The organism is Alkalibacillus flavidus (assembly GCF_040545925.1).
GTDB classification, from domain to species: Bacteria; Bacillota; Bacilli; order Bacillales; family Alkalibacillaceae; genus Alkalibacillus; species Alkalibacillus flavidus.
The window spans coordinates 300670-322124 of the sequence record NZ_JBEPMX010000001.1 but is presented as its reverse complement, the minus strand read 5'-3'; the positions used below and the strand labels follow the sequence as shown (position 1 = coordinate 322124).

The following is a 21455-nucleotide window of genomic DNA, read 5'->3' as shown; positions in this document are numbered from 1 at the left end:
TGACCCCTTTCTAATCTATAAACATGTATCTGTCTTGTTATATTCGTTAAAACACGAGAAATCCCTGCTTCTGAAGCAGAGATTTCATAATTCATGTTAATTTCCGATTGTTACAGCATGAACGACTTTAATACAAGAATCCATGATCACTGTAAAATCGTGATCCTTTAACAGATCATGTGCCTCTTCATTGACGATGCCTTGTTGAGCCCAAAAAATGCGGCAATCTGTTTCTAATGCATCTTCTGCTACATCAACTAAGTGTTCTGGTTTGCGAAACACATTAATTATATCGATTGATTCTTCAATATCTTTAAGACTCGCATAGCTTTTTTCACCTAACACTTCATCAACAGTCGGATTTACCGGGATAATGCGGTAACCTTTTTGTTGCATAATGCTTGCTATTTGATGAGAAGTACGGTCCGGTTTATCCGATAGACCAACAACTGCAATCGTTTGTGCTTGTTCTAAAATTTGACGCATCGTCTCTTGATTCGGATTTTGCATGATATCGCCCCTAAATGTAAAGTCATATTTCTAGGATAGCGTGTTTAGCAACATTTCTCAACTTTCGTTTGACTCATTCTACAAATTATTCGTTTTGAACAATATCATCTTCTTTCTCTAGTTTACTTTTGATAAAATAAATAGTATTACATCATGTAAAGAAGGAGGGATTCAATGCTTTATGGATTATACAGTGTCATCGCTTATTTATTTGGATCATTTCCATCCGCACTTATCTTAGGTAAATTATTTTATCATATCGACATCCGTGAGCAGGGCAGTGGTAATTTAGGTGCGACGAATGCATTTCGTGTATTAGGCGTCAAACCAGGCATAGTCGTCACGGTTTTAGATATATTAAAAGGGACGATACCTGTTGTCCTTGTCGTCATTTTTGCACCAACACTTGAACCACTCATTGTAGGTGGGTTTGCCGTTATTGGACACATTTTTCCGGTCTTCGCAAAATTCAGAGGCGGAAAAGCAGTCGCCACATCAGGTGGTGTATTATTAGGCGTTAGTCCATTACTATTTGCCATATTAGTCGGTTCATTTTTTGTCTTTCTAAAATTATTTAAATATGTTTCGTTAGCGTCGATGCTTGTTGGGCTCGTTGCTGTTGTGACAGCTGTTATTATGCAAGATGTTCCACTTATTATTGTCACATGTGTCCTAGCATTTCTCGTCATTTATCGTCACACGGATAATATTAAGCGAATTAAAAATAAAACTGAACCGAAAATCTCATGGTTTTAATTAGGTGATCATTTGAAACAGTTAATTATATGGACCGTTGTGACGTTGATGGTGTTTATAACATTGCTTATATACGGTTTAGAACAGCAAAATTCACAAATAGATACAGTAACAGCGCGTGATCTGCATAACATCAGCAACCGACTACAGAAAGACTCCCCCCAAACATCGATCACATTAAATGCAGTCGGTGATATATTGATGCACGAACGTGTTTACCGCGGGGCTGAACAACAAGGTGAGTATGTTTTTACACCGATGTTAGAGCCGGTCATGCCTCATTTGCAAGAAGCAGATATAACATTTGCGAATCAAGAGACCATGTTAGCTGGTGAAACGATTGGGTTATCAGGGTATCCACGTTTTAATGCGCCATCATCTGTAGCGGATGCTTTAAGTGCCGCTCCGGTCGATATCGTATCAATAGCTAACAACCACACGTTAGATCATGGTCGCGAAGCTGTTATGCAAACAACTGAATTATTAAATGATCATGAGATTGATTACGTTGGTGCTTATCGTAGTTATGACGATCAACAATCCCTTAGGGTGATCGAACAAAACGGTATTTCAGTTGGTTTTACTGGCTACACATACGGAACGAATGGATTACGTAGGCCTGATGGAGACGATTATTTAGTTCAATATATGCGTGATGGTACGATGGTCGATGATATTCAACAGATGAAAGACGAGGTCGATTTCACAGTTGTCAGTTTACATTTCGGAAACGAATACGAGCCGTTCCCAACCGAAGAACAACGACAATTAGTTCAAAAATTAACGGAAGCTGGTGCAGATATTATCCTTGGGCACCACCCTCACGTCTTGCAGCCAGTCGACATAGTCAAAACAGACCATCATGAATCTGTCGTCATTTACTCGTTAGGTAATTTTCTATCGGGGCAAATGGGGCTAGAACGTCGGATTGGTGGTGTTTTACAATTAGAACTAACAAAAGGATTGATTCGACCGAGTGAGACATCATCCGTTACAAACATACAGCTCATGCCGACATTTGTAGAATTTGAACAAAACGGAAATGTATTAAACAATGTCTCTGTTGTCCCTCTTGCTAACAGTTCATTACCAGATGCTGACACCATTTTTGATGATACAATGACACATATGCAGACATATACTAATCAATTAGATGTTGTTCCTAAGTGGGTTCAAGTTCAATAAATTGAATGTTGCTATTTTTATCTAGTATAATACAGGATATGCCTATGCTCTTCTCTTAAGCAATGAAAGGAGATCTCGATATGAACGACACAGTTAAAAAACAGTTACCGACGAAAACGGAACGACATAAATTATTTGGATCAGTTGAACCTGGACCGAAAACAAAACCAGTCGATAAAAAAGGAATGAAAGATTTACAAAATACGAAAAAAGACTTTTTATTCGAACTTGATGCTGTCGGCGTGAGTAATGTTAAACATCCAGTCACGATCAAAAGTCAACACACTCCATTAACACAAACGACGATTGCGCAGTTCTATTTCGCTTCGTCTATCTCACAAGATTCTAAAGGAACGAACATGAGTCGTTTCACAGAGCAATTACAGTCTTATTACCAAGATGGATTTGTGCTTGACTTTTCGACATTAAAATCATTCGTCTTCGATTTACAACAAAGACTAGAACAAAAAGACGCAGAATTAACCGTGTCTTTCCCATGGTTTTTTGAACGTCAAGCTCCGTATACTGAGCAAGCAGGATTAAATCATGCAGATGCATGGATGCGTGTCCGTTATCATGAAACAGAAGGCTATGATATTCACGTTGGCCTTAGTGGTAAAATCACCACATTATGCCCTTGTTCAAAAGAAATTAGTGAATACAGTGCGCACAACCAACGTGGTAATATTGAAATGGATGTGACATTAGATCCTGATTTCGATGATCAAACGTATGATTGGAAAACTATTTTGTTAGAAGCAGCTGAGTCAAATGCAAGTGCTCGAATTCACCCTGTTTTAAAACGTCCAGATGAAAAAATGGTGACTGAACAAGCTTATGAAAACCCGCGTTTCGTTGAAGATATGGTAAGACTTGTCGCGAGCGATTTATATGAGGTTGAAGCGATCCAACAATTTTATGTTCGCTGTATCAATGAAGAATCGATTCATTTGCATGATGCCGTAGCTTCGATTACGTATGATAAACGTGAAGAATAGAGGGTTTTGATTGAAGCGGATCATGATTGGAATAATTAAACTGTATCAACGTTTTATTTCGCCAATGTTAGGCCCGACGTGTCGTTTTCATCCGACATGTTCATCTTATAGTTTAACAGCGTTTGAACGCTTCGGTGTGTTTAAAGGGTTTTATTTATCAGTTAAACGTATCTTAAAATGCCACCCGTTTCACCCTGGTGGATTCGACCCCGTCCCGGAAAAAGATGACAAAAGCCGTGGTTAATAAACCACGGCTTTTACTATATAGGCCCTTAAATATTTGTTGAGGTAATGGGACAAAATAAGGAAGATTGTGCATGATGGCTGTTGGTGTCAGGTGATCCGCTTACGGTGGATGCTTGCACCCATAAGGCACAAGTGCAACATCTGCTCAATCTTCACTTCGTTCGTTTTTCGCAGTGTTTTCTATGCAGGGGCACGGCTCGAGCCAGGCTACATCACCGAATAAGCTACCTTGCAACTTGCACCGAGGAAGCCCACTTCGAAGCGTTACGAGAAGACGCAGGTGCATCTCTCGGCCCAAAAGCGGGGCCTGCGGGGTCTCGAGACGCGTGCTGTTCCCGTGACGACCCGGACGGTCTAATGTCGACGTTGGTCACAGTACGTGACCGCTTTTAGTCGACCAGGCGTCACCACCTACGCTCCTCACCTGACACCAACTTAGCAATTCGGTCGGATGTCCCTAAACGTATTACTGTATCAACAATATAAAGATATACAATGATAGATGGCATATATAAGAATATATATAAGAAGTGCCTCATCTGGATACCCCAACATTTGACTTAGAGCCACTATATACTATACATCACGAAATCGTTTTAATTGATCTAACTTTCCTTCTGCTTTTAAGATATCTTCTTCAAATTGGCCAATTAAATCAAAATGCGGATATTGTTCGTCAGTGTGAATCCATTCCGGTTTTAGGCCATATTGTTGTCCCCACGCTATTAATGTATCTAAATCACAACAGCCAGCTTTCGTCACTGTTTTATGATCTGGAAAACGATCATCGAGCCAATAATGAGTTAAAAAAGCAATTTGACCAGCATTAACTTGTCTCTTCCACGCCTTCAGTTCATCTCGTTTAATCCCGAACGCCATCGTGCTCACCCAATGCTTTCATATACGCCTCATGCCACTCAGGATAATGCTTACGAATCGAGATAGGTCGAAAATTCTCTTTCTTAACACAAACGTGTGAAGACGTCCCTGTGACAGCTAATTCTCCACTTTCACGGTAAACTTCATAGCCATAAACAATTCGAAAACCATCATAAAACTGGATCGACGTTTTGACCGTTGCCGTCTCACTATACGTTAAGGGTCGTTTGTATTGAGCATTAATGTCGACAACGGGTGATACAATGCCGTCCTTTTCCATATCCGCATATTTAAAACCGAGCTGCTCGATCAAATTCGTCCGTCCGATTTCAAACCAAACTAAATAGTTCGCATGATATACAACACCCATTTGGTCTGTTTCTTGATAACGTACTTTGACGTCTGTTTCATTCGTAACCATGTCGTTTCTCTCCTTTTTACGTCGCTTATTATTATTTTAAAATAAAAAGACTAGCGCTGGCTAGTCTTTTGTCATCTTATTTCGACTGACGTTTTTGATGTTTATGCTCGTCACGTAGTTCATGACGCATGCCATCAATGGCTTCCCGTCGTCTGGCGTTTTTCTTTTTTATTTCTTCTTCTTGAAAATCAGATGCCGTTTCCATTGATAATTCAGCCTCTTGCATATTGTCTAATGTATTGTTTAAGTTCTTTTGAATTTTCTTCATGTTATCCTGGCGCTCATCAGGATTCGGCTTTTTTGCGTGCTTACTCATAACATCTCCTCCTTCAAAACTGTTTCAACCGTTAGCATATCCCAATGCGATTACCTTATACACGGTTTTGTTTTGAAGGTGAGATCGTAAGCCTCTTGTCCAACTTATCATAAATCTTCTCCAGCTCAACTGGGTTATTCATGATCTTTTCTTTTTCGACTCGTATTAAATTTTGAAATGTTAAGTGGTCTCGCTTACGCATAGTGATCGACTCCTTTTTGTTATATAGGATGACCACAATCCATAAGCTATATACATTAATCTAATTCATTAATTTTGTCGACCATATCGTCATATGATAACGGACCGACATGTCTAGGGATTTGAACAACACCCTCTGTATTCACAAAGTAAGTTGTCGGTAAACTGAGCGCTTGGTAACGCACATTTACTTCCCCTGTCTCGTCCATCAAAATAGGAAATTCAAGGCCATACTCATTCACAAAATCTGAAACCTTACTAACATCTGACTCTTGTGATGTCGCATTGACGCCTAAAATAACAACATCATCGCCATATTCTTCAGTTATATCTTGCATATGTGGCATTTCAGCACGACATGGCGGACACCAGGTTGCCCAAAAATTGATAAATACTTTTTGACCGCGATAATCGGCTAATTCAACTTGTTTACCGTCTAATGTTTCAAGTTGAAAGTTAGGGGCTTGATCTCCAACTTCAATACTGTCAGTGTCTATATCAACCCCTTCTGGTTGAACAAATACAGCATCGTCTGACACATCATTTTCTGCAGATGAATCAGATAACCATGTATTGTACACGAGAACTCCGACTAATACACCGATAATGGTCAATCCTATTATTCGCTTTGCTAATGTCATTATTGATAACCTCCCTTTGTTCGACGTTCCATGACCCATTCACTAATATATGTTGCGACGGCGATTGTTAATGCGATCAAGATTTCAATCAACATCAATGAATCGGAACCAGCCCATAGTCGGAAAGCTGACCAGACAATGGCTGTCCAACGAACGATGCTAATGATCAGCGTTAGTTTGAGTGTATTCGGACGAAACGCATATTGATATAAAATGACGATATAACTGAGTATTTCTATGATTGCTGATAGTGTCACGCCGTAAATGAATGTCACACCTTGTTGCGCGATCAGTAAGATGACGATCGCTACAACCGACCACATCGCTTGCCATAAATACGGGGTATCAAACCGTTTGTTCTGTCTCACCCAATACAATCCTAATGCTATGAAACCTAATATAATACCGATAAGTCCTCCGTCAAAATATATAATAGTTAACGGATTGTTCACGAGGTCAGATGGATGTTTTAGAAAGTAAGACAACTTCCAAACGATTAAAAAGACAAACCAATATTCTATAACAATATCTGCTGGTTTTTTGGAAATAGAGCCATCGTGCATACGACGATAAACTAAGGCACCAATGAACGTCGATAACAAAATTGCGCCAATATAAAACAAATAAGGTATGTAAATATTGAGTGGTCCTACTTGAATAATATCATTCATAGCTGTCACTCCTCCATCACCTATCATATCAAATGATGACCAGCTTTTCTCGTGTCATGAATTACGATTAAGTGACAAAGAATCCGAATAAATACTTCCTTTACATGGCAAACTAGTCGAGGATTTATTAAGGAGGTTAAACGAATGAGTGATCACAAAGAACCAAATCCAAAAGAACAACAATTAAAAGGCTTTCATAACCACAATGAAAGCGAGCCGCTAACGACGGATCAAGGAACAAAGGTGACTGATACATCAAAGTCCCTAACTGCAGGCGAACGTGGTCCAACTTTAATGGAGGATTTTCATTTACGTGAAAAAATAACACATTTTGACCATGAACGGATTCCTGAACGGATTGTTCATGCACGCGGGTTTGGCGTTCACGGCGAATTTCAAGTTTATGAATCACTTAACGATTTAACGAGTGCGTCATTCTTGCAAGACCCCAATCAAAAAACACCCGTGTTCGTCCGGTTTTCAACAGTCGTTGGATCACGCGGGTCAGCTGACACGGTGCGAGATGTACGTGGATTTGCGACAAAATTTTATACTGAAGATGGCAACTTTGATTTAGTCGGTAACAATATGCCCATCTTCTTCATACAAGATGCGATTAAATTCCCTGATGTCGTTCATGCGATTAAACCAGAACCAGATAATGAGGTTCCCCAAGCATCAGCAGCGCACGACACATTTTGGGACTGGGTCGTACAAAATCGCGAATCAGCTCATATGATCATGTGGCTATTATCTGATCGAGGTATTCCACGGAGTTTTCGGATGATGGAAGGTTTTGGAGTCCACACGTTTCGTCTAGTTAATGCAGACGGTCAAACGCATTTTGTGAAATTTCATTGGAAACCGACATTAGGCGTTCATTCATTAACGTGGGATGAAGCACAGAAATTGGCTGGGACGAATCCTGATTTTCATAGACAAGACTTGTGGGATGCGATTAATAACGGAGAATATCCCGAATTCGAACTCGGCATACAAGTCATAAAAGAAAATGAGCAATTCGATTTTGATTTCGATATTTTAGATCCGACGAAATTATGGCCTGAAGAACAAGTCCCTGTCCGAGTCGTCGGGAAAATGACCCTCAATCGTAATCAAGATAATTTTTTTGCCGAAACCGAACAAGTTGCTTTTCATATCGGAAATGTTGTTCCTGGTATTGATTTTACCAATGATCCATTATTACAAGGCCGTTTATTTTCTTATTTAGATACTCAACTGTTAAGATTAGGCGGTCCAAACTTTCACGAAATACCGATTAATCGGCCAATCACACCTGTGCATAACAATCAACGAGACGGTTTTCATAGAATGACGATTAATCAAGGAAAAGTAGCGTATAGTCCTAATGGGTTACAACATAACAATCCACAGCCGTCATCTTCGGGTGAAGGTGGTTTTGAGCATCACCCAGAACATGTTGACGGTGCTAAAGTCCGTCGCCAAAGTGTCAGTTTTCAAGATCACTATTCTCAAGCAACATTATTTTATAACAGTTTATCTGATCATGAAAAACGTCACTTGTACAAGGCGTTTCATTTTGAAGTCGGGAATGTTAAAGACCCATCTATCAAACAACAAGTTGTCGAAATGTTTAATCACGTTAGTCATACGCTCGCTAAACAAATAGCGAGAGGCGTCGGGGTCAAAGAACCTGAACCAGTTCATGACGGAGCAAATCCAACACCTTCTCAAGCCTTAAGCCAAGCAAATACGACATATTCACCCAAAACGCGTAAAGTTGCGATTCTATTAGGCGAAGGGTTTGAGTATCATGAAGTTGATCAATTTATGAATGAGATGATGCAAAACGGTGTTCACGTTGAGGTGATTCATCAAACATTAGGTGAGGTTAAAAGCGCGAATCAAGAACCTGTTATGGTTCATCAAAATTATGCAACAACCCACCCTGTCATGTACGACGGTTTGTTTATACCAGGTGGACAGCAACATATCGACCAATTGTTAAATCATTATGAAGCTAATACGTTTGTGAAAGAGATATTCGTTCATGCTAAAACAATCGGAGCGAGTCAAGAAGGGGTTGGTTTATTAGCCAATAATTTACCTGAGTCATTCCAAACAGCACCCGAACAAGCTACTGATCAATTATTCGAAGATCTTGGCATCATCACAGCTCGAACGAACGATTTATCCTCATTCTCCCAAACATTTTTAACAGCACTATCCAAACATCGTCACTGGGAACGTGAAACCATTGATACGAAACAAGCATAAAAAATCCCTGCCGGTATTCGGCAGGGATTTCATCGTATCATTATACGTTTTGTAATTTTTGACGAAGAACCATTGGGAGAATACCACCGTGACGGTAGTAATCGACTTCAACGTCACTATCGAAACGTGCAACGACGTCGAATTCTTTCTTCTCGCCTTCAGGGCTTGTCGCCGTTACTTTAACAAGATCATGTGGTTTAACGTCTTCCGTGACTTGAACATCAAAGTGCTCTTCACCTGTTAAACCTAATGATTCAATACTGTCACCATCTTGGAACTGTAATGGAAGCACACCCATCATGACAAGGTTAGAACGGTGAATACGTTCAAAACTTTGGGCAATAACAGTTTCGATACCTAATAAATCAGTACCTTTTGCTGCCCAGTCACGAGAGCTTCCCATACCATAATCATGGCCAGCAATTACACATAAGCCAGTGCCATCTTCTTTATACTTCATCGCAGCATCATAAATTGGCATAACATCGCCTGTTGGCCAGTACGTTGTAAAGCCACCTTCTTTGCCTCCACCGATTTCATTACGAATACGGATGTTAGCAAATGTACCGCGCATCATCACCTCATGGTTACCACGACGAGAACCATAGGAGTTGAAGTTACGTGGTGAAACGCCTTTTTCGATCAAGTATTGTCCAGCAGGCATATCTTTTGGAATTGCACCAGCTGGTGAAATGTGGTCTGTTGTGACAGAATCACCGAACTTACCAATCACACGTAAGCTTTCAAGTGGTTTAACTTCTTTCGCTTCCTTCGACATTTCTTCGAAGAACGGTGGGTTTTGGATATATGTTGAGTTTTCATCAAACTCATATAATGGCTCATCCGTCGTCTGAATCTTATTCCACTCTTCGTTTGAGTTGAATACTTCTTCGTATTCTTTACGGAAGATTTCAGGTGTGACGACTTTTTCAATTTCAGACTTAATCTCGTCTGATGACGGCCATACGTCTTTGAAGAATACATCATGACCATCTTGATCTTGACCAATTGGTTCGTTAAGAATATCGATATCAACTGTTCCTGCTAACGCATAAGCCACAACAAGTGGTGGTGATGCTAAGTAGTTAGCACGAACTAATGGGTGAATACGACCTTCGAAGTTACGGTTACCAGACAGAACAGATGATACAGTTAAGTCTTCGTTCGCAATCGCTTCTTCGATTTCAGGTAGTAATGGCCCTGAGTTACCGATACATGTCGTACAACCATAACCAACTAAGTTGAAACCTAGTTTATCAAGATATGGCATAAGACCTGAATTTTCAAGGTAGTTTGTTACAACCTTTGAACCAGGCGCTAGAGATGTCTTAACATAGTCAGGTACTTCTAATCCTTTTTCGACTGCTTTCTTCGCTAGTAAACCAGCACCTAACATAACGTGTGGGTTAGATGTATTGGTACATGACGTGATCGCAGCGATTGCTAATGCGCCTGTTTGCATTGTTGTTTCGCTACCATCGTTGAATTTCACGACAGCTTCTTTGTCTTTATCTTTTTCGTCTAAACCAAAACCGTGGTTACCAGCTGGTGCTGTTAACGCTTCGTTAAATGATTCTTTCATTTGCGATAACGGAATTAAGTCTTGTGGACGTTTTGGTCCAGATAGGTTTGGTTCTAGTTCTGATAGATTAATCTCAACAAGATCCGTGAATTCAGGATCGTCTTGATCTGGTGTATAGAATAAATCGTTATTCGTCGCATATTCTTTCACCATCTCGATATGCTCTTCAGAACGACCAGTTAAGCGCATGTAATCTAGCGTTTCTTCGTCAATTGGGAAGAAACCACATGTTGCACCATATTCTGGCGCCATGTTAGAAATCGTTGCACGGTCTGCAAGTGGCATTTCACTTAAGCCAGGTCCGAAGAATTCAACAAATTTACCAACAACATTCTTCTCACGCAATACTTGCGTAACTTTTAATGCTAAGTCAGTTGCTGTTGTTGCTTCAGGGAAACTACCTGTTAGTTTCACACCGATAACGTCTGGCGTTGGAACGTATGAAGGTTGGCCAAGCATACCCGCTTCAGCTTCGATACCACCGACACCCCAACCAAGAACGCCTAGACCGTTAATCATCGTTGTATGAGAGTCCGTACCAACAAGTGTATCTGGGAATGTGTCATATGACCCATCATCTTGTTGTTGCTCGTGTACAACATTCGCAATATACTCTAGGTTAACTTGGTGTACGATACCTGTAGCTGGTGGGACAGCACGGTAGTTATCGAATGCTTTTTGTGCCCAGTGTAAGAATTCGTAACGTTCTTTGTTACGGTCAAATTCCATTTCCATATTCTTACGAAGTGCATCACTCGTACCATAACGGTCAACTTGTACAGAGTGGTCAATAACGAGGTCAACCGGAACCTCTGGGTTGATTTGATCTGGACTACCGCCCATATCTACCATTGCTTTACGCAGAGATGCCAAGTCTACAACCGCTGGCACACCTGTAAAGTCTTGCAAAATAACACGTGATGGCTTGAATGGAACATCCACTTTAGCCCCATCAGCCCATTGAGCTAACTTTTCTACGTGCTCATCCTTAATAACATGTCCGTCGTATTGACGTAGGACCGATTCTAAAAGCACACGAATAGAATAAGGTAATTTCGATACTTTGCCGAAGCCTTGTTCCTCAAGTGCTTTGAGATGGTAATAGTTATACGTCTTACCATTCAGTTCAAACTGCTTTTTCGCTTTCGCAGCATGACTTTCTACCATGTTACTTACCCCCTTAACGTATGTAGCATTTCATTTCATCAAATAATTAGCCGTTTTCTACAGAAAACTCATTATTTCTGCACGTATTCATTTTATATTAAAACGATATAGAAGTAAAACGATAAAATTAAAATTTTTCTATGATGTGAAATTAATAGATTGATCAATGTCGGCTAACACGTCAATTATCATGGCGTGTTCATGATCGTCAATGGTTCTAAAGTCCAGCCATACCGTATCATTCTCAACTCTTGCGATAATCGCTGGCGTGTTTTTGCGCAAACGTTCAGCTAAGCGTTCAGACGATAATGAATGAGATTGAACCGCTAAACTATATGAAGGAAGCGTTACATCCGGTAATGTACCTCCACCAACTTGGCTATTAGTTTTCTCTATCGCAACTGATAAATCAATTAAATGAGGTAGTTTTGTTATGACCGTGTTAACCGCTTCTTCAATCGTGAACTCATCTTTGAAAATCGTGTGCAATGTCGGAATTTGGTGCCACTCATCGGTCTGCATCAAGCGTAACGTTTCATCTAAGGCAGCATAAGTCATTTTATCTACACGAAGAACGCGGGCCAGTTGATGTCGTTTTAATTGATCGATATATTTCTTTTTACCAGCAATAATGCCAGCTTGGGGACCACCTAATAGTTTGTCAACGCTGAATGATACAATGTCAACTCCTGAATGAATAACTTGATTTACGCTTGGCTCTTGGCTTATTCCATATTGTGATAAATCAATTAATGATCCACTTCCGAGATCTTCATATGATATAACAGACTGCGTCTTTGCAAGTTGACTTACCGTTTCCCGATCAACAGATGCGGTAAAACCTTGCATGGTAAAATTACTTGTATGAACTTTCATGATCATAGCTGTATCATCTTGAATAGCGGATTCGTAATCTGAAGCATGTGTTTTATTCGTCGTTCCTACTTCTCGTAATTTTGCTCCGCTTTCCTCCATAATCCGAGATACACGAAAGCTACCGCCAATTTCAATTAATTCACCGCGCGATACAATGACTTCATATCCCTTAGCAAAGGCAGATAACACCATATACACAGCTGCAGCATTATTGTTAACGACTATGGCCGCTTCTGCTCCAGTTAATGCTTTTATTCGCTCTTCAACTAAATCATGACGCGACCCTCTCGCCCCATACGTTAAGTCATATTCTAGTGTTGAATAAGAGTCGGTTACCATGCGAACGCGTTCAACGGCTGAATGAGCGAGTTTTGATCGGCCTAAATTAGTATGTATCACCGTCCCCGTTCCGTTTATAACGGGTTGCAACCGTTGTCTTTGCTCATCAACTAATTCATGTAAACCTCGCTGTATTGTCTCGTCAAACATTGTATCAACGGTCCAGTTAGAAGGGGCCTCATCGCGTAAAATAACGTCCCTCATCTCATCAGTCACACGTCTAAAAACATCTTTTACCGTCATCATTGGTATATGATAACGATTAATAGTCTCTTGTATGCGTTTATCGTGTATGAGTCGATTAATAGCTGGTATTGCTCTTAATAGGTTCATGATCTCGCCTCTTTTATCACGTGTTTATACAATGCTAACCTCCATTAACCGTATAGCTAATGGAGGTAACATTAAATCATTTTTTGTTTAACCGTTTCTAGCTTAGGGAATTCGCCCGTTTCTAGTTTAGAATAAACCTTCTCACTATTGACGGTAACTTCAAAAGCACCACCAGAAGATGGAATCAAGCGCATTTCTGAAATCTCGTGACGAAATTCAGTAAACAATTCATCTGCGAAACTCGCAGCTTTTGGTGCATAGTTTCATTGCATACAAAATTCGATTGATACACGATAACTCATATTGGTCCCTCCCCATTGTTTGTCTATAAGATTAGTAAAAATACAACGTTTTTGCAACAACTAGCATTAGAATAATGGCCTTTTATGTTACATTGTAATACCCTTAACATAGGAGGTGATTTAATGAGTCGGAACCGTGATGACATTGTTCGATTAACAGCACTGTCGACGAAAGCTGGTTGAGGCTGTAAACTCGCGCCAAGCGAGCTGACTCACGTGTTGAGTCAAGTTGAATCAAAATCGAACGACGATCATGTTTTATATAGCCAAAACGGAGCGGATGATGCAGGTGTCTATTACGTTCAAGACGATTTAGCCATGGTGCAATCAGTCGATTATTTCACCCCAATTGTTGATGACCCGTACCAATTCGGACAAATCGCTGTTGCGAATGCTGTCAGCGATATTTATGCGATGGGGGCTGACGTCAAAACGGCATTAAACATTGTCGGCTTCTCTGTTCAGCAATATGGACCTGATATATTGACCGAAATTTTACAAGGTGCAGAAGATAAAATGGCTGAAACAGGCGGATCGATTATCGGTGGCCACTCGATTGATGATGCTGAACCAAAGTTTGGATTAGCTGTGACTGGCTTTGCTCATCCCGACAACATTTGGTTAAACAGCGGTGCGCAACCTGGAGATCAACTCATTCTCACCAAACCGATCGGAACAGGGATTGCGACAACAGCCATTAAAAAAGGGTTAGCGGATGACGCTTTGCAAGCAGAGACGATTAAGTGGATGTCGCAACTTAATAAGCTTGCTGCAGATACATTAAAATCATACCACCCTAGTGCAGTGACTGATGTAACCGGATTTGGTTTAATAGGTCATGCATACGAAATGGCTGCTAACAGTCAAGTTCAACTGTCGTTAGAAATGGCATCCATCCCTGTTATAAGTGGTGTTCAATCTTTATTGAAACAAGGAGCCGTCCCAGGTGGGTCTAAAGCCAATTGGTCTTGGTTATCTAACGATGTGACGATTGCTTCTCATTTAGAAGAAAATCGTTTGTTATTAGCGGACGCTGTCACATCTGGTGGGTTATTAATCGCCTTAAATCAAGACGAAGCTGCCGACTATGTGGATGCATTAAACCGTTATGATGATCATATGGCTACTATTATTGGTGACGTTAAAGGTCATCGCACGCCGCATATTTACATTAATTAATATGTGGATGCTTTATTCATTATAAAAAACGATGGCCTCGATTAAGAAGCCATCGTTTTTTTATACCCAATATCGTTGATCACCTTCACGCTCAGTTAAACGCAAACGATCACATGTTTCAAGAAAAGGGATTAAATATTTTCTCGATAATTGCAAAAATTGTTTTGCATCATGTAGCGTAAAGCTCTTAGGATGGTGTTGCTTAAAGTCTGTTACCGTACGGTCAAACACGTGCCGGTCAATAATCATCGTATCATTTAATGCTACAACCTGTCCTCGCTCAACTAGAAAATGTTTCAAGTCTTCCATTTCTTTATCTGTTAACTGAAGGAAATAATGAGACCATTCATTCACCATGAGACCATCATGTTCTAATGTCGCAAGTCCACTGTCTACATAGGGCTGAATTTGATCAGGGATAAACGGACGGAATGATGGTAATGCAATAACATGATCGTGTTGGATGAATTGACCCTTTTCAATCCAATGGTCGACCACTCTTTTACTCACGCTTTTAGATGCTTCTACCTTATCAACTAATGTGGACTTATCCATCCCATTAAGAAGCGGATATGTCTCATGAAAAGAACTGAGCATCGTCTGGCAGTTTGCAAATTGCCGCTCCATCCATTGGTCTGAAACGTACCGATTATTTATTTCACGAATATCATTTTGCTGAAGTAGTTTTTGAAGCACAGGCACTAATTCTGATTCATTGACATTTAGTTTAGTGCATAACACTTCCATCGAGATAAATGGGTCATCATTCGTCAAATAATCAATTATTCTTTCTTCTAATGTTTGTTGCGCCTCTTGTTGTAATTGTTTCACCGTGGCTTGTCCAAAGCGATGCTTTTTGGTTGCGGACTGAATGACACGACCGCCCCCGATTGTTTCCGCAGGTGTCGCGCGCCGTAATATAAATAAATCATGACGAAGTGTGTAAACAGCGTCATCAAGTTCTAATTGTGCATAAACTGTCTCAGTCGTTGCTGATATTTCGTTTCGGTCAAACAGCACAATACGACCGTACACTTCACTCGTTCCAGTATGTAGTTTAATAGGCGACCGTTGTTTTACTGGTCGTTGTATATAACGAGAAATATTCAGCTCAATATCGATCCGTTTAGAGCTTGGTTGATTAACATTGCTCGTTAACACATCACCGCGTTTTATTTCGTCAGTACCTACCCCTTTAATTGCTAAAGCTGTTCGATGACCAATCGACGATTCACTAACATGTTGCCCAAATTGTTGAATGCTTTTAATGTCAATATAACGATTCTTAGGCTGAAGAATCACTCGATCATTTTCATGTATATGTCCTCCGATAATGGTTCCTCGCACAACAGTCCCGATACCGTGTACGTGAAAGGCTTGATCGATAGGCATCCGAAAATAACCAGTCGACTCCCTCGGTTTCAGATCCGCCAACGTCGCCATTAAATCAGCATATAACCTATCAATACCAGTTCTACTAACTGAATCGACATAATAGATCGGCGCATGATTAAAAACGGTACCTCTCGTATATTCTTCCAATTCACTAACGACTAACGTCAACCATTCATCATCGACTAGATCGACTTTAGTCAATACAATTATTGGGTTATCAACATTTAGAAAATGTAATATTTCTAAATGTTCAATTGTCTGTGGCATAACACCATCATCAGCTGCTATGACTAATAATGTAATATCAACCCCTGACACACCAGCAATCATTTGTCGGATAAATCGTTCATGTCCAGGCACGTCTATAATCGACAGTCCCATATCATCATCTTGATAAAGCGGTGCATACCCTAACTCGATTGATATTTTTCTATCTTTTTCTTCTTTTAAACGATCGGTATCCACACCTGTAAGAGCTTGGGTTAAAGCTGTTTTGCCATGATCGATGTGGCCTGCCATTCCAATTGTATACTGTTTCGTTTGCATATTGTTTTCATCACCATCTATGATTGTCTGAATTGTAAACGAAAAATACTGCCTTGTGGTTCATGGTCATGAATCGTTAATGACGCGCGGTGACTTTCTAAAATATCTAATGTCACCATTAAACCAAGACCTGTTCCTTTATCTTTCGTCGTAAAGAAAGGTTGACCTAATTTTGCTTTTAAACTGTCTGGAACACCAGGCCCTTCATCGATGACATCAACATATAAGTCATCCTCATTTGTTACTCGGATTGTGATCGACCCAGGCTCTTCCATCGCTTCAATCGCATTTTTTATTAAATTGACAAACACTTGTTTTAGCTGTTGTGGATCACAATATAAATCAAACGCTTCCATATCAGATTCAAGCACCAAGTCAATATCATTCATTCTAGCTTGCGAACGCATGAGCATACAGACGTCTTCTAAAACCGATACAATATCATCTTCTTCAAATTGATTAGGTGACGGTTTGGATATATATAGCATCTCTTTTGAAATAGCTTCTATTTTATCAATTTCATCTTTCATAATTTTAAGGTAGTCCTCTTTTCCTTCAATGCCTGTTTCAAGAAGTTGGAGAAAGCCTTTTAACGATGTAATCGGGTTACGTATTTCGTGTGCAATGCTGGCTGCTAACTGTCCAGCTGTCGCTAATTTTTCTGAGCTTATAAGCATTTGTTGGGCTTGCTTATGTTCCATCACATCTTGAATAACCGTGACATTATATGGCTGATCTGTGACCGGATTTATAATTTTACCTGAATTCGCTTGGCAATCGATATAATCACCGTTTGAATTCAACACACGAAATTCATCAACCACTTTTTCATCATATGGCAAGGAATGTATACTTTGTTTGACCCATTGACGATTTTCTGGATGGATATATGATAAGATCGATTCATTAACAAGGTCACTAGGTTGATAACCGAATACATCTTGAACGGATTCGCTAACGAATAAAATGCGAAAATCCTCATCGAAAATGACTTTGATCGTCATTGAATGCCGATCTCGCCATGAATGCGCAGCTTCTATCAGATGATTCCACTCAGAACGTTGTGATAAATCGTCCGTATCTAAATATGATAAAGGTTCATGCATCATGTTCATTTCCTCCCCAACCTGATGAATATACTATAAACTATGAAAGATGTTAGCAATAAATGACAACAAATCATATTTTATCGAATAATTTGTGAAATGTCTAAAATTTTGAATAAGTAATTCTATATTAAGAACAATTATACTAAAAAAATAGATTTTATCAATCATTGTCTGTTAATTGTTTAAGTTGCGTCCGTTGTTTACAAATTGTATAATTTAAAATGGATTAAATGGGGCTGGTTACAATGCTGGTGCTTGTCGTGGTCTTCAAAACCATCCGGGAGGCGCGTGTCGTCTCCGGTGGGTTCGATTCCCACACAGTCCCGCCAATGTTTTAAGTGAAACGAGTGAGGAATATGTCAACTACAGTAGGGATTCTCTTAATTCTATGGTCATTCATTATGCTCGGTTTACTCGCAGTCGGCGGTTATTTTATGTTTCGAAAGTTTTTAAAGAAACTACCGAAAGAAGATGGCAAATCCATTATAGATTGGGAAGAATATTACGTTAGTGAAACAATCGACCTTTGGAGCGAAGATAAAAAAGCGTTACTCAATGAACTCGTCGAACCTGTACCTGATTTATTTCGCGATGTTGCTAAACAAAAAATCGGTGCAAAAATAGGCCAACTAGCATTAGAACGACGGGCAAAATCAATTACATTAGATTTGTTGATTGAAGGCTATATTCTAGCTACACCGAAACGCGACCATAAGTTTTTGATTAAACGATTAGAAGAAAAAAACATTGATTTTTCACCTTATGAACACTTATTAGAACGAGATTATAAAAGCGGAAGTTAATGGAGATAAAGACTCCTTAACTTCCGCTTTTATTATAATGTGGATTTTAACTTCATGAATTTAACTAACATACCAATTCGCCACGTGACAAGCATCGCAAAAGCAAGTAAGTAAAACATCGCACTCGTTTCACCTACAGATATCGATTCCCCAATCGCTAGTTTCCAAGCGATCCGAATAATTAATAATCCTATTAAAACGATACCTAATGCTTTTGATGGTTTTAAGTATATATGTTGATCATGAATCTCGAAATTCGATGTCAAAATCAAGACTACTGAAAACAATAAACCAACCGCCATCGCTTCAAGGACGAGCAACCACTCAATTTGAAAATAAGGAAACAGGAACATAAGCGCGCCTGTACTCATAAATAACGGTGGTAAAATAATTTTTTTGGCTGTAGCTGGTTTTCGTGATGCCCGTTGGCGCACAACAATCATACCACTTGCCATAATAATGGCTACGATGGTGACCGTTGTGGCAACAATGGGCTGGTCTAAAACCGAAAACATTACATATCAACCTCTTCTGAAGAATCCATTGAATCCGTTGCAATCGTCAATATAATCGTCATTGATACGCCGATAACGGCTAAATAAACGCCTAAGTCAAAAATAAGGGCTGTCGACAAGTGCGTTTTACCTAAAATCGGTAACTGAAAATACGCTGCATTTTGTGTTAAGAACGGTTCACCGAAAAACAAACCACCAACACCATATAATGCGGCAATACCTAATCCTATGATGAATACGGTTGTAAAATTTACCGGGAACACCTTGGACATTTTGTCGTAACCATATGTCATGTACATTAAAATAATGGCTGCTGCGGCCATCAGTCCACCAATAAATCCTCCACCAGGTGCATTATGCCCAGCGAAAAATAAATAAATTGAAAAGCCGAGTAAGATGAAAGCAATTATTTGCGTCATTGTTTTTAAGATTAGATCATTTTGATTCACCATATTGAATTGTTGCTCCTTTTAACGATATCAATTTATGTTCATTATATGTGATTTATGATAAGCATTCAATCATTAAAAGCCCTGAAATCCGAATAAATTAGCTAAGTAGGACGTAATGATTTTAAGCCAATCAAAGAACAACACAAAGCCTAGCACGATTAAGATATAACCACCGATCGTCATCACTTTTTGAGCGTGACGTTTAATCCAGTCCATTTTACCAATAAAGAATGACATGATGAAAAACGGAATAGAGAAACCGAGTGAATATGACGCCATCATAATGACACCTGATTCAGGGTTTGTAGCCGCTAAGGATAAAATAGCCGCTAAAATCGGGCCTGTACACGGCGTCCAGCTCATGGAAAAAGCAGCGCCAATCAACAATGTTCCTAAATAGCCAACTGGCCGGTTTTTAAACGTGAATTTTCGCTCTTTCATTAAGAAATTGAAATTAAAAAATCCGATCATGACTAAACCGAAAAAGATAATTAAAATAGCGCCGACTTGACGAATTAAGTCACTATAAGCATAAAGTGTCCCCCCGATAAACGAAGCGGTGAACCCTAACATGATAAATATCGATGAAAAGCCAATCAAGAAAAACAATGTATGTAACATACTACGTTTGCGTAACATGGCTTTATCATTTTTTAATTCCTCGACACTCATTCCTGTCACATAGGATAAAAAGACAGGATATAGCGGGAGTACACAAGGTGATATAAACGTCAGCACTCCTGCCCCGAATGCGAGGAATATATTTAAATCTGTCATCTCTATACGCCCCAATCTGGTTCCTTCTTTAACAATATATTACCATCGTATCAAACTTATCGCTTTACAGACGACTTATTCATTGACGGATTTATGAAAACTCATAATAAAAGGAGCAGGCATGATCACCTACTCCTCATTGACGTTACTTGTCTTTTTTCTTCTTCTTATCATCATTGTCCATTTGTTGAGACATGGACTTCATCATTTGATTAATTTTCTTCTGCGATGGTTTTTGCCCCATCTGCATCATCATCGTACGTAACATTTGCTCATTGATTGGCGGGTTCTTTTTCAAATAGCTCATCATTGTTTTACGTGCAATGAAAAAGCCAGCAAGAAGGCCTAGCACCAATGTTGCAAAAGCAATTAATACAACCCATAGTATATCCATTGCTTCATTTTCCTCCTATCTCGTTGTCTTTATACAGTATAGTAAAACAAGCCTATTATGACAATAGCCTATATTAGGGTACACCATTTTTTCTATAATTTCAATTTAATTCGAATGATCGATTCGTTAAAGGCAGGACCCAACCACATTCTTCTGTTTGAAAATTAACGACAAACGTATAGCGATAACACCGTTTAATAGCTTCGAACACAATAGCATCTGCTTCAAGTAATGACGGCGCAAACACTGTTAAGGCATAGCCATGTTGTTGGACTGTGATGTTGCCATCCGAATTCTTTAATTCAAATTGATCATTAGCCAATTCTAAATAAGACTTGTCCATTTCTTCTGTTAATAACTGATCGATGACTAAGTGACAATCTGGCTTAACTAAAATATGATCCGCTTGTCGTTTAGATGTATCTGTTTGAGGTTCGTGTAATTGTTCTTTAATAAATCGATATAACACATCCACTTTATAATAAAAATGATACGCATAATCCGGTTCAAAAAAATATAAGGAATATTGATACATCATAAATCCTCCTTTTACGGATCAGTGTATCAATATTCCAACATATTCTTTGTCGTATTTTCGATGCA

The 21455-nt window shown here is 39.4% G+C and carries 24 protein-coding genes and 1 tRNA gene; 8 read left to right on the top strand and 17 right to left on the bottom strand.

Features of this window, described 5'->3' with window-relative positions; translation table 11 throughout:
- Positions 1–96 precede the first annotated feature (96 nt).
- Positions 97–510 (bottom strand): CoA-binding protein, encoded by a 414-nt coding sequence (locus ABID56_RS01650; RefSeq protein WP_354218745.1) that lies wholly within the window; start codon positions 508–510, stop codon positions 97–99.
- A gap of 174 nt (positions 511–684) precedes the next feature.
- On the opposite strand from ABID56_RS01650, the gene plsY reads away from it, so the two are divergent.
- From plsY to yidD, 4 genes are all read left to right on the top strand, one after another.
- Entirely contained in the window at positions 685–1266 is a 582-nt protein-coding gene (plsY, locus tag ABID56_RS01645; protein ID WP_354218743.1) for a glycerol-3-phosphate 1-O-acyltransferase PlsY, read from the top strand.
- Between the two features lie 12 nt (positions 1267–1278).
- Complete coding sequence (locus ABID56_RS01640; protein WP_354218742.1) at positions 1279–2451, top strand: CapA family protein; 1173 nt, start codon at positions 1279–1281, stop codon at positions 2449–2451.
- A gap of 80 nt (positions 2452–2531) precedes the next feature.
- Positions 2532–3449: a GTP cyclohydrolase FolE2 gene (folE2, locus tag ABID56_RS01635; protein WP_354218741.1), complete on the top strand. Its 918-nt coding sequence runs from the start codon at positions 2532–2534 to the stop codon at positions 3447–3449.
- 10 nt (positions 3450–3459) lie between these two features.
- Complete coding sequence (gene yidD, locus ABID56_RS01630) at positions 3460–3693, top strand: membrane protein insertion efficiency factor YidD (protein WP_354218740.1); 234 nt, start codon at positions 3460–3462, stop codon at positions 3691–3693.
- 578 nt (positions 3694–4271) lie between these two features.
- Here yidD and ABID56_RS01625 read toward each other — a convergent pair.
- From ABID56_RS01625 to ABID56_RS01600, 6 genes are all read right to left on the bottom strand, one after another.
- On the bottom strand, positions 4272–4574 hold the full coding sequence (locus ABID56_RS01625) for a hypothetical protein (RefSeq protein ID WP_354218738.1): 303 nt from the start codon (positions 4572–4574) through the stop codon (positions 4272–4274).
- Entirely contained in the window at positions 4558–4995 is a 438-nt protein-coding gene (locus ABID56_RS01620; RefSeq protein WP_354218736.1) for an acyl-CoA thioesterase, read from the bottom strand. Before ABID56_RS01620 ends, ABID56_RS01625 begins: the two co-directional genes overlap by 17 nt.
- A gap of 76 nt (positions 4996–5071) precedes the next feature.
- The gene (locus ABID56_RS01615) at positions 5072–5311 is read right to left on the bottom strand and encodes a small acid-soluble spore protein Tlp (protein WP_354218735.1); all 240 of its coding nucleotides are present in this window, start codon (positions 5309–5311) and stop codon (positions 5072–5074) included.
- A 55-nt stretch (positions 5312–5366) separates the two neighbouring features.
- Positions 5367–5513, bottom strand: coding sequence for an FbpB family small basic protein (locus tag ABID56_RS01610; RefSeq protein ID WP_354218734.1), 147 nt, complete (start codon positions 5511–5513; stop codon positions 5367–5369).
- Between the two features lie 55 nt (positions 5514–5568).
- Entirely contained in the window at positions 5569–6153 is a 585-nt protein-coding gene (locus ABID56_RS01605) for a TlpA family protein disulfide reductase (protein ID WP_354218732.1), read from the bottom strand.
- A complete protein-coding gene (locus ABID56_RS01600; RefSeq protein ID WP_354218730.1) occupies positions 6153–6824 on the bottom strand; it encodes a hypothetical protein in 672 nt (223 codons plus the stop codon). Before ABID56_RS01600 ends, ABID56_RS01605 begins: the two co-directional genes overlap by 1 nt.
- A 144-nt stretch (positions 6825–6968) precedes the next feature.
- On the opposite strand from ABID56_RS01600, the gene ABID56_RS01595 reads away from it, so the two are divergent.
- The gene (locus tag ABID56_RS01595) at positions 6969–9083 is read left to right on the top strand and encodes a catalase (RefSeq protein WP_354218728.1); all 2115 of its coding nucleotides are present in this window, start codon (positions 6969–6971) and stop codon (positions 9081–9083) included.
- A gap of 40 nt (positions 9084–9123) precedes the next feature.
- Here ABID56_RS01595 and acnA read toward each other — a convergent pair whose 3' ends face one another.
- The 3 genes from acnA to ABID56_RS01580 all read right to left on the bottom strand — a co-directional run bounded on the left by acnA (position 9124) and on the right by ABID56_RS01580 (position 13682).
- Positions 9124–11832 (bottom strand): aconitate hydratase AcnA, encoded by a 2709-nt coding sequence (acnA, locus tag ABID56_RS01590; RefSeq protein ID WP_354218726.1) that lies wholly within the window; start codon positions 11830–11832, stop codon positions 9124–9126.
- A gap of 138 nt (positions 11833–11970) precedes the next feature.
- Positions 11971–13380 (bottom strand): L-seryl-tRNA(Sec) selenium transferase, encoded by a 1410-nt coding sequence (selA, locus tag ABID56_RS01585; RefSeq protein WP_354218724.1) that lies wholly within the window; start codon positions 13378–13380, stop codon positions 11971–11973.
- A gap of 71 nt (positions 13381–13451) precedes the next feature.
- Positions 13452–13682, bottom strand: a complete 231-nt coding sequence (locus tag ABID56_RS01580; RefSeq protein ID WP_354218722.1) for an Rdx family protein — start codon at positions 13680–13682, stop codon at positions 13452–13454.
- 123 nt (positions 13683–13805) lie between these two features.
- On the opposite strand from ABID56_RS01580, the gene selD reads away from it, so the two are divergent.
- Positions 13806–14861, top strand: a complete 1056-nt coding sequence (selD, locus tag ABID56_RS01575; protein ID WP_377946531.1) for a selenide, water dikinase SelD — start codon at positions 13806–13808, stop codon at positions 14859–14861.
- Between the two features lie 60 nt (positions 14862–14921).
- Here the strand turns inward: selD and selB are convergent, their stop codons facing one another.
- Entirely contained in the window at positions 14922–16802 is a 1881-nt protein-coding gene (gene selB, locus ABID56_RS01570; protein WP_354218720.1) for a selenocysteine-specific translation elongation factor, read from the bottom strand.
- A 17-nt stretch (positions 16803–16819) separates the two neighbouring features.
- Positions 16820–17911 carry an ATP-binding protein gene (locus ABID56_RS01565; RefSeq protein WP_354218718.1) on the bottom strand — a complete coding sequence of 364 codons (1092 nt, stop codon included), beginning with the start codon at positions 17909–17911 and terminating at the stop codon, positions 16820–16822.
- 232 nt (positions 17912–18143) lie between these two features.
- Here ABID56_RS01565 and ABID56_RS01560 point away from each other — a divergent pair.
- Positions 18144–18240: transfer RNA gene (locus ABID56_RS01560), tRNA-Sec, on the top strand.
- 27 nt (positions 18241–18267) lie between these two features.
- Positions 18268–18714 (top strand): DUF2621 family protein, encoded by a 447-nt coding sequence (locus tag ABID56_RS01555; protein WP_354218716.1) that lies wholly within the window; start codon positions 18268–18270, stop codon positions 18712–18714.
- Between the two features lie 32 nt (positions 18715–18746).
- Here the strand turns inward: ABID56_RS01555 and ABID56_RS01550 are convergent, their stop codons facing one another.
- From ABID56_RS01550 to sirA, 5 genes are all read right to left on the bottom strand, one after another.
- Positions 18747–19229, bottom strand: a complete 483-nt coding sequence (locus ABID56_RS01550; RefSeq protein WP_354218714.1) for a CcdC family protein — start codon at positions 19227–19229, stop codon at positions 18747–18749.
- A complete protein-coding gene (locus ABID56_RS01545; RefSeq protein WP_354218712.1) occupies positions 19229–19681 on the bottom strand; it encodes a Na(+)/H(+) antiporter subunit B in 453 nt (150 codons plus the stop codon). The genes ABID56_RS01550 and ABID56_RS01545 overlap by 1 nt, the downstream gene beginning before the upstream one ends.
- Before the next feature lie 72 nt (positions 19682–19753).
- Complete coding sequence (locus ABID56_RS01540) at positions 19754–20458, bottom strand: cytochrome c biogenesis CcdA family protein (RefSeq protein ID WP_354218710.1); 705 nt, start codon at positions 20456–20458, stop codon at positions 19754–19756.
- Positions 20459–20603: 145 nt separating this feature from the next.
- Positions 20604–20852, bottom strand: a complete 249-nt coding sequence (locus ABID56_RS01535) for a YneF family protein (RefSeq protein ID WP_354218708.1) — start codon at positions 20850–20852, stop codon at positions 20604–20606.
- A gap of 100 nt (positions 20853–20952) precedes the next feature.
- Positions 20953–21387: a sporulation inhibitor of replication protein SirA gene (gene sirA / locus ABID56_RS01530; protein ID WP_354218706.1), complete on the bottom strand. Its 435-nt coding sequence runs from the start codon at positions 21385–21387 to the stop codon at positions 20953–20955.
- Between the last annotated feature and the right edge of the window lie 68 nt (positions 21388–21455).

Bases quoted from the DNA above. Each gene is read 5' to 3' on its own strand.
- ABID56_RS01650 (WP_354218745.1), bottom strand. From the start codon at position 510: ATGCAAAATCCGAATCAAGAGACGATGCGTCAAATTTTAGAACAAGCA.
- ABID56_RS01620 (WP_354218736.1), bottom strand. From the start codon at position 4,995: ATGGTTACGAATGAAACAGACGTCAAAGTACGTTATCAAGAAACAGAC.
- selA (WP_354218724.1), bottom strand. From the start codon at position 13,380: ATGAACCTATTAAGAGCAATACCAGCTATTAATCGACTCATACACGAT.
- ABID56_RS01555 (WP_354218716.1), top strand. From the start codon at position 18,268: ATGTCAACTACAGTAGGGATTCTCTTAATTCTATGGTCATTCATTATG.
- ABID56_RS01610 (WP_354218734.1), bottom strand. From the start codon at position 5,513: ATGCGTAAGCGAGACCACTTAACATTTCAAAATTTAATACGAGTCGAA.
- selB (WP_354218720.1), bottom strand. From the start codon at position 16,802: ATGCAAACGAAACAGTATACAATTGGAATGGCAGGCCACATCGATCAT.
- folE2 (WP_354218741.1), top strand. From the start codon at position 2,532: ATGAACGACACAGTTAAAAAACAGTTACCGACGAAAACGGAACGACAT.
- acnA (WP_354218726.1), bottom strand. From the start codon at position 11,832: ATGGTAGAAAGTCATGCTGCGAAAGCGAAAAAGCAGTTTGAACTGAAT.
- sirA (WP_354218706.1), bottom strand. From the start codon at position 21,387: ATGTATCAATATTCCTTATATTTTTTTGAACCGGATTATGCGTATCAT.
- ABID56_RS01540 (WP_354218710.1), bottom strand. From the start codon at position 20,458: ATGACAGATTTAAATATATTCCTCGCATTCGGGGCAGGAGTGCTGACG.
- ABID56_RS01600 (WP_354218730.1), bottom strand. From the start codon at position 6,824: ATGAATGATATTATTCAAGTAGGACCACTCAATATTTACATACCTTAT.
- ABID56_RS01615 (WP_354218735.1), bottom strand. From the start codon at position 5,311: ATGAGTAAGCACGCAAAAAAGCCGAATCCTGATGAGCGCCAGGATAAC.
- plsY (WP_354218743.1), top strand. From the start codon at position 685: ATGCTTTATGGATTATACAGTGTCATCGCTTATTTATTTGGATCATTT.
- ABID56_RS01605 (WP_354218732.1), bottom strand. From the start codon at position 6,153: ATGACATTAGCAAAGCGAATAATAGGATTGACCATTATCGGTGTATTA.
- ABID56_RS01565 (WP_354218718.1), bottom strand. From the start codon at position 17,911: ATGATGCATGAACCTTTATCATATTTAGATACGGACGATTTATCACAA.
- ABID56_RS01625 (WP_354218738.1), bottom strand. From the start codon at position 4,574: ATGGCGTTCGGGATTAAACGAGATGAACTGAAGGCGTGGAAGAGACAA.
- ABID56_RS01535 (WP_354218708.1), bottom strand. From the start codon at position 20,852: ATGGATATACTATGGGTTGTATTAATTGCTTTTGCAACATTGGTGCTA.
- ABID56_RS01550 (WP_354218714.1), bottom strand. From the start codon at position 19,229: ATGTTTTCGGTTTTAGACCAGCCCATTGTTGCCACAACGGTCACCATC.
- ABID56_RS01595 (WP_354218728.1), top strand. From the start codon at position 6,969: ATGAGTGATCACAAAGAACCAAATCCAAAAGAACAACAATTAAAAGGC.
- ABID56_RS01545 (WP_354218712.1), bottom strand. From the start codon at position 19,681: ATGGTGAATCAAAATGATCTAATCTTAAAAACAATGACGCAAATAATT.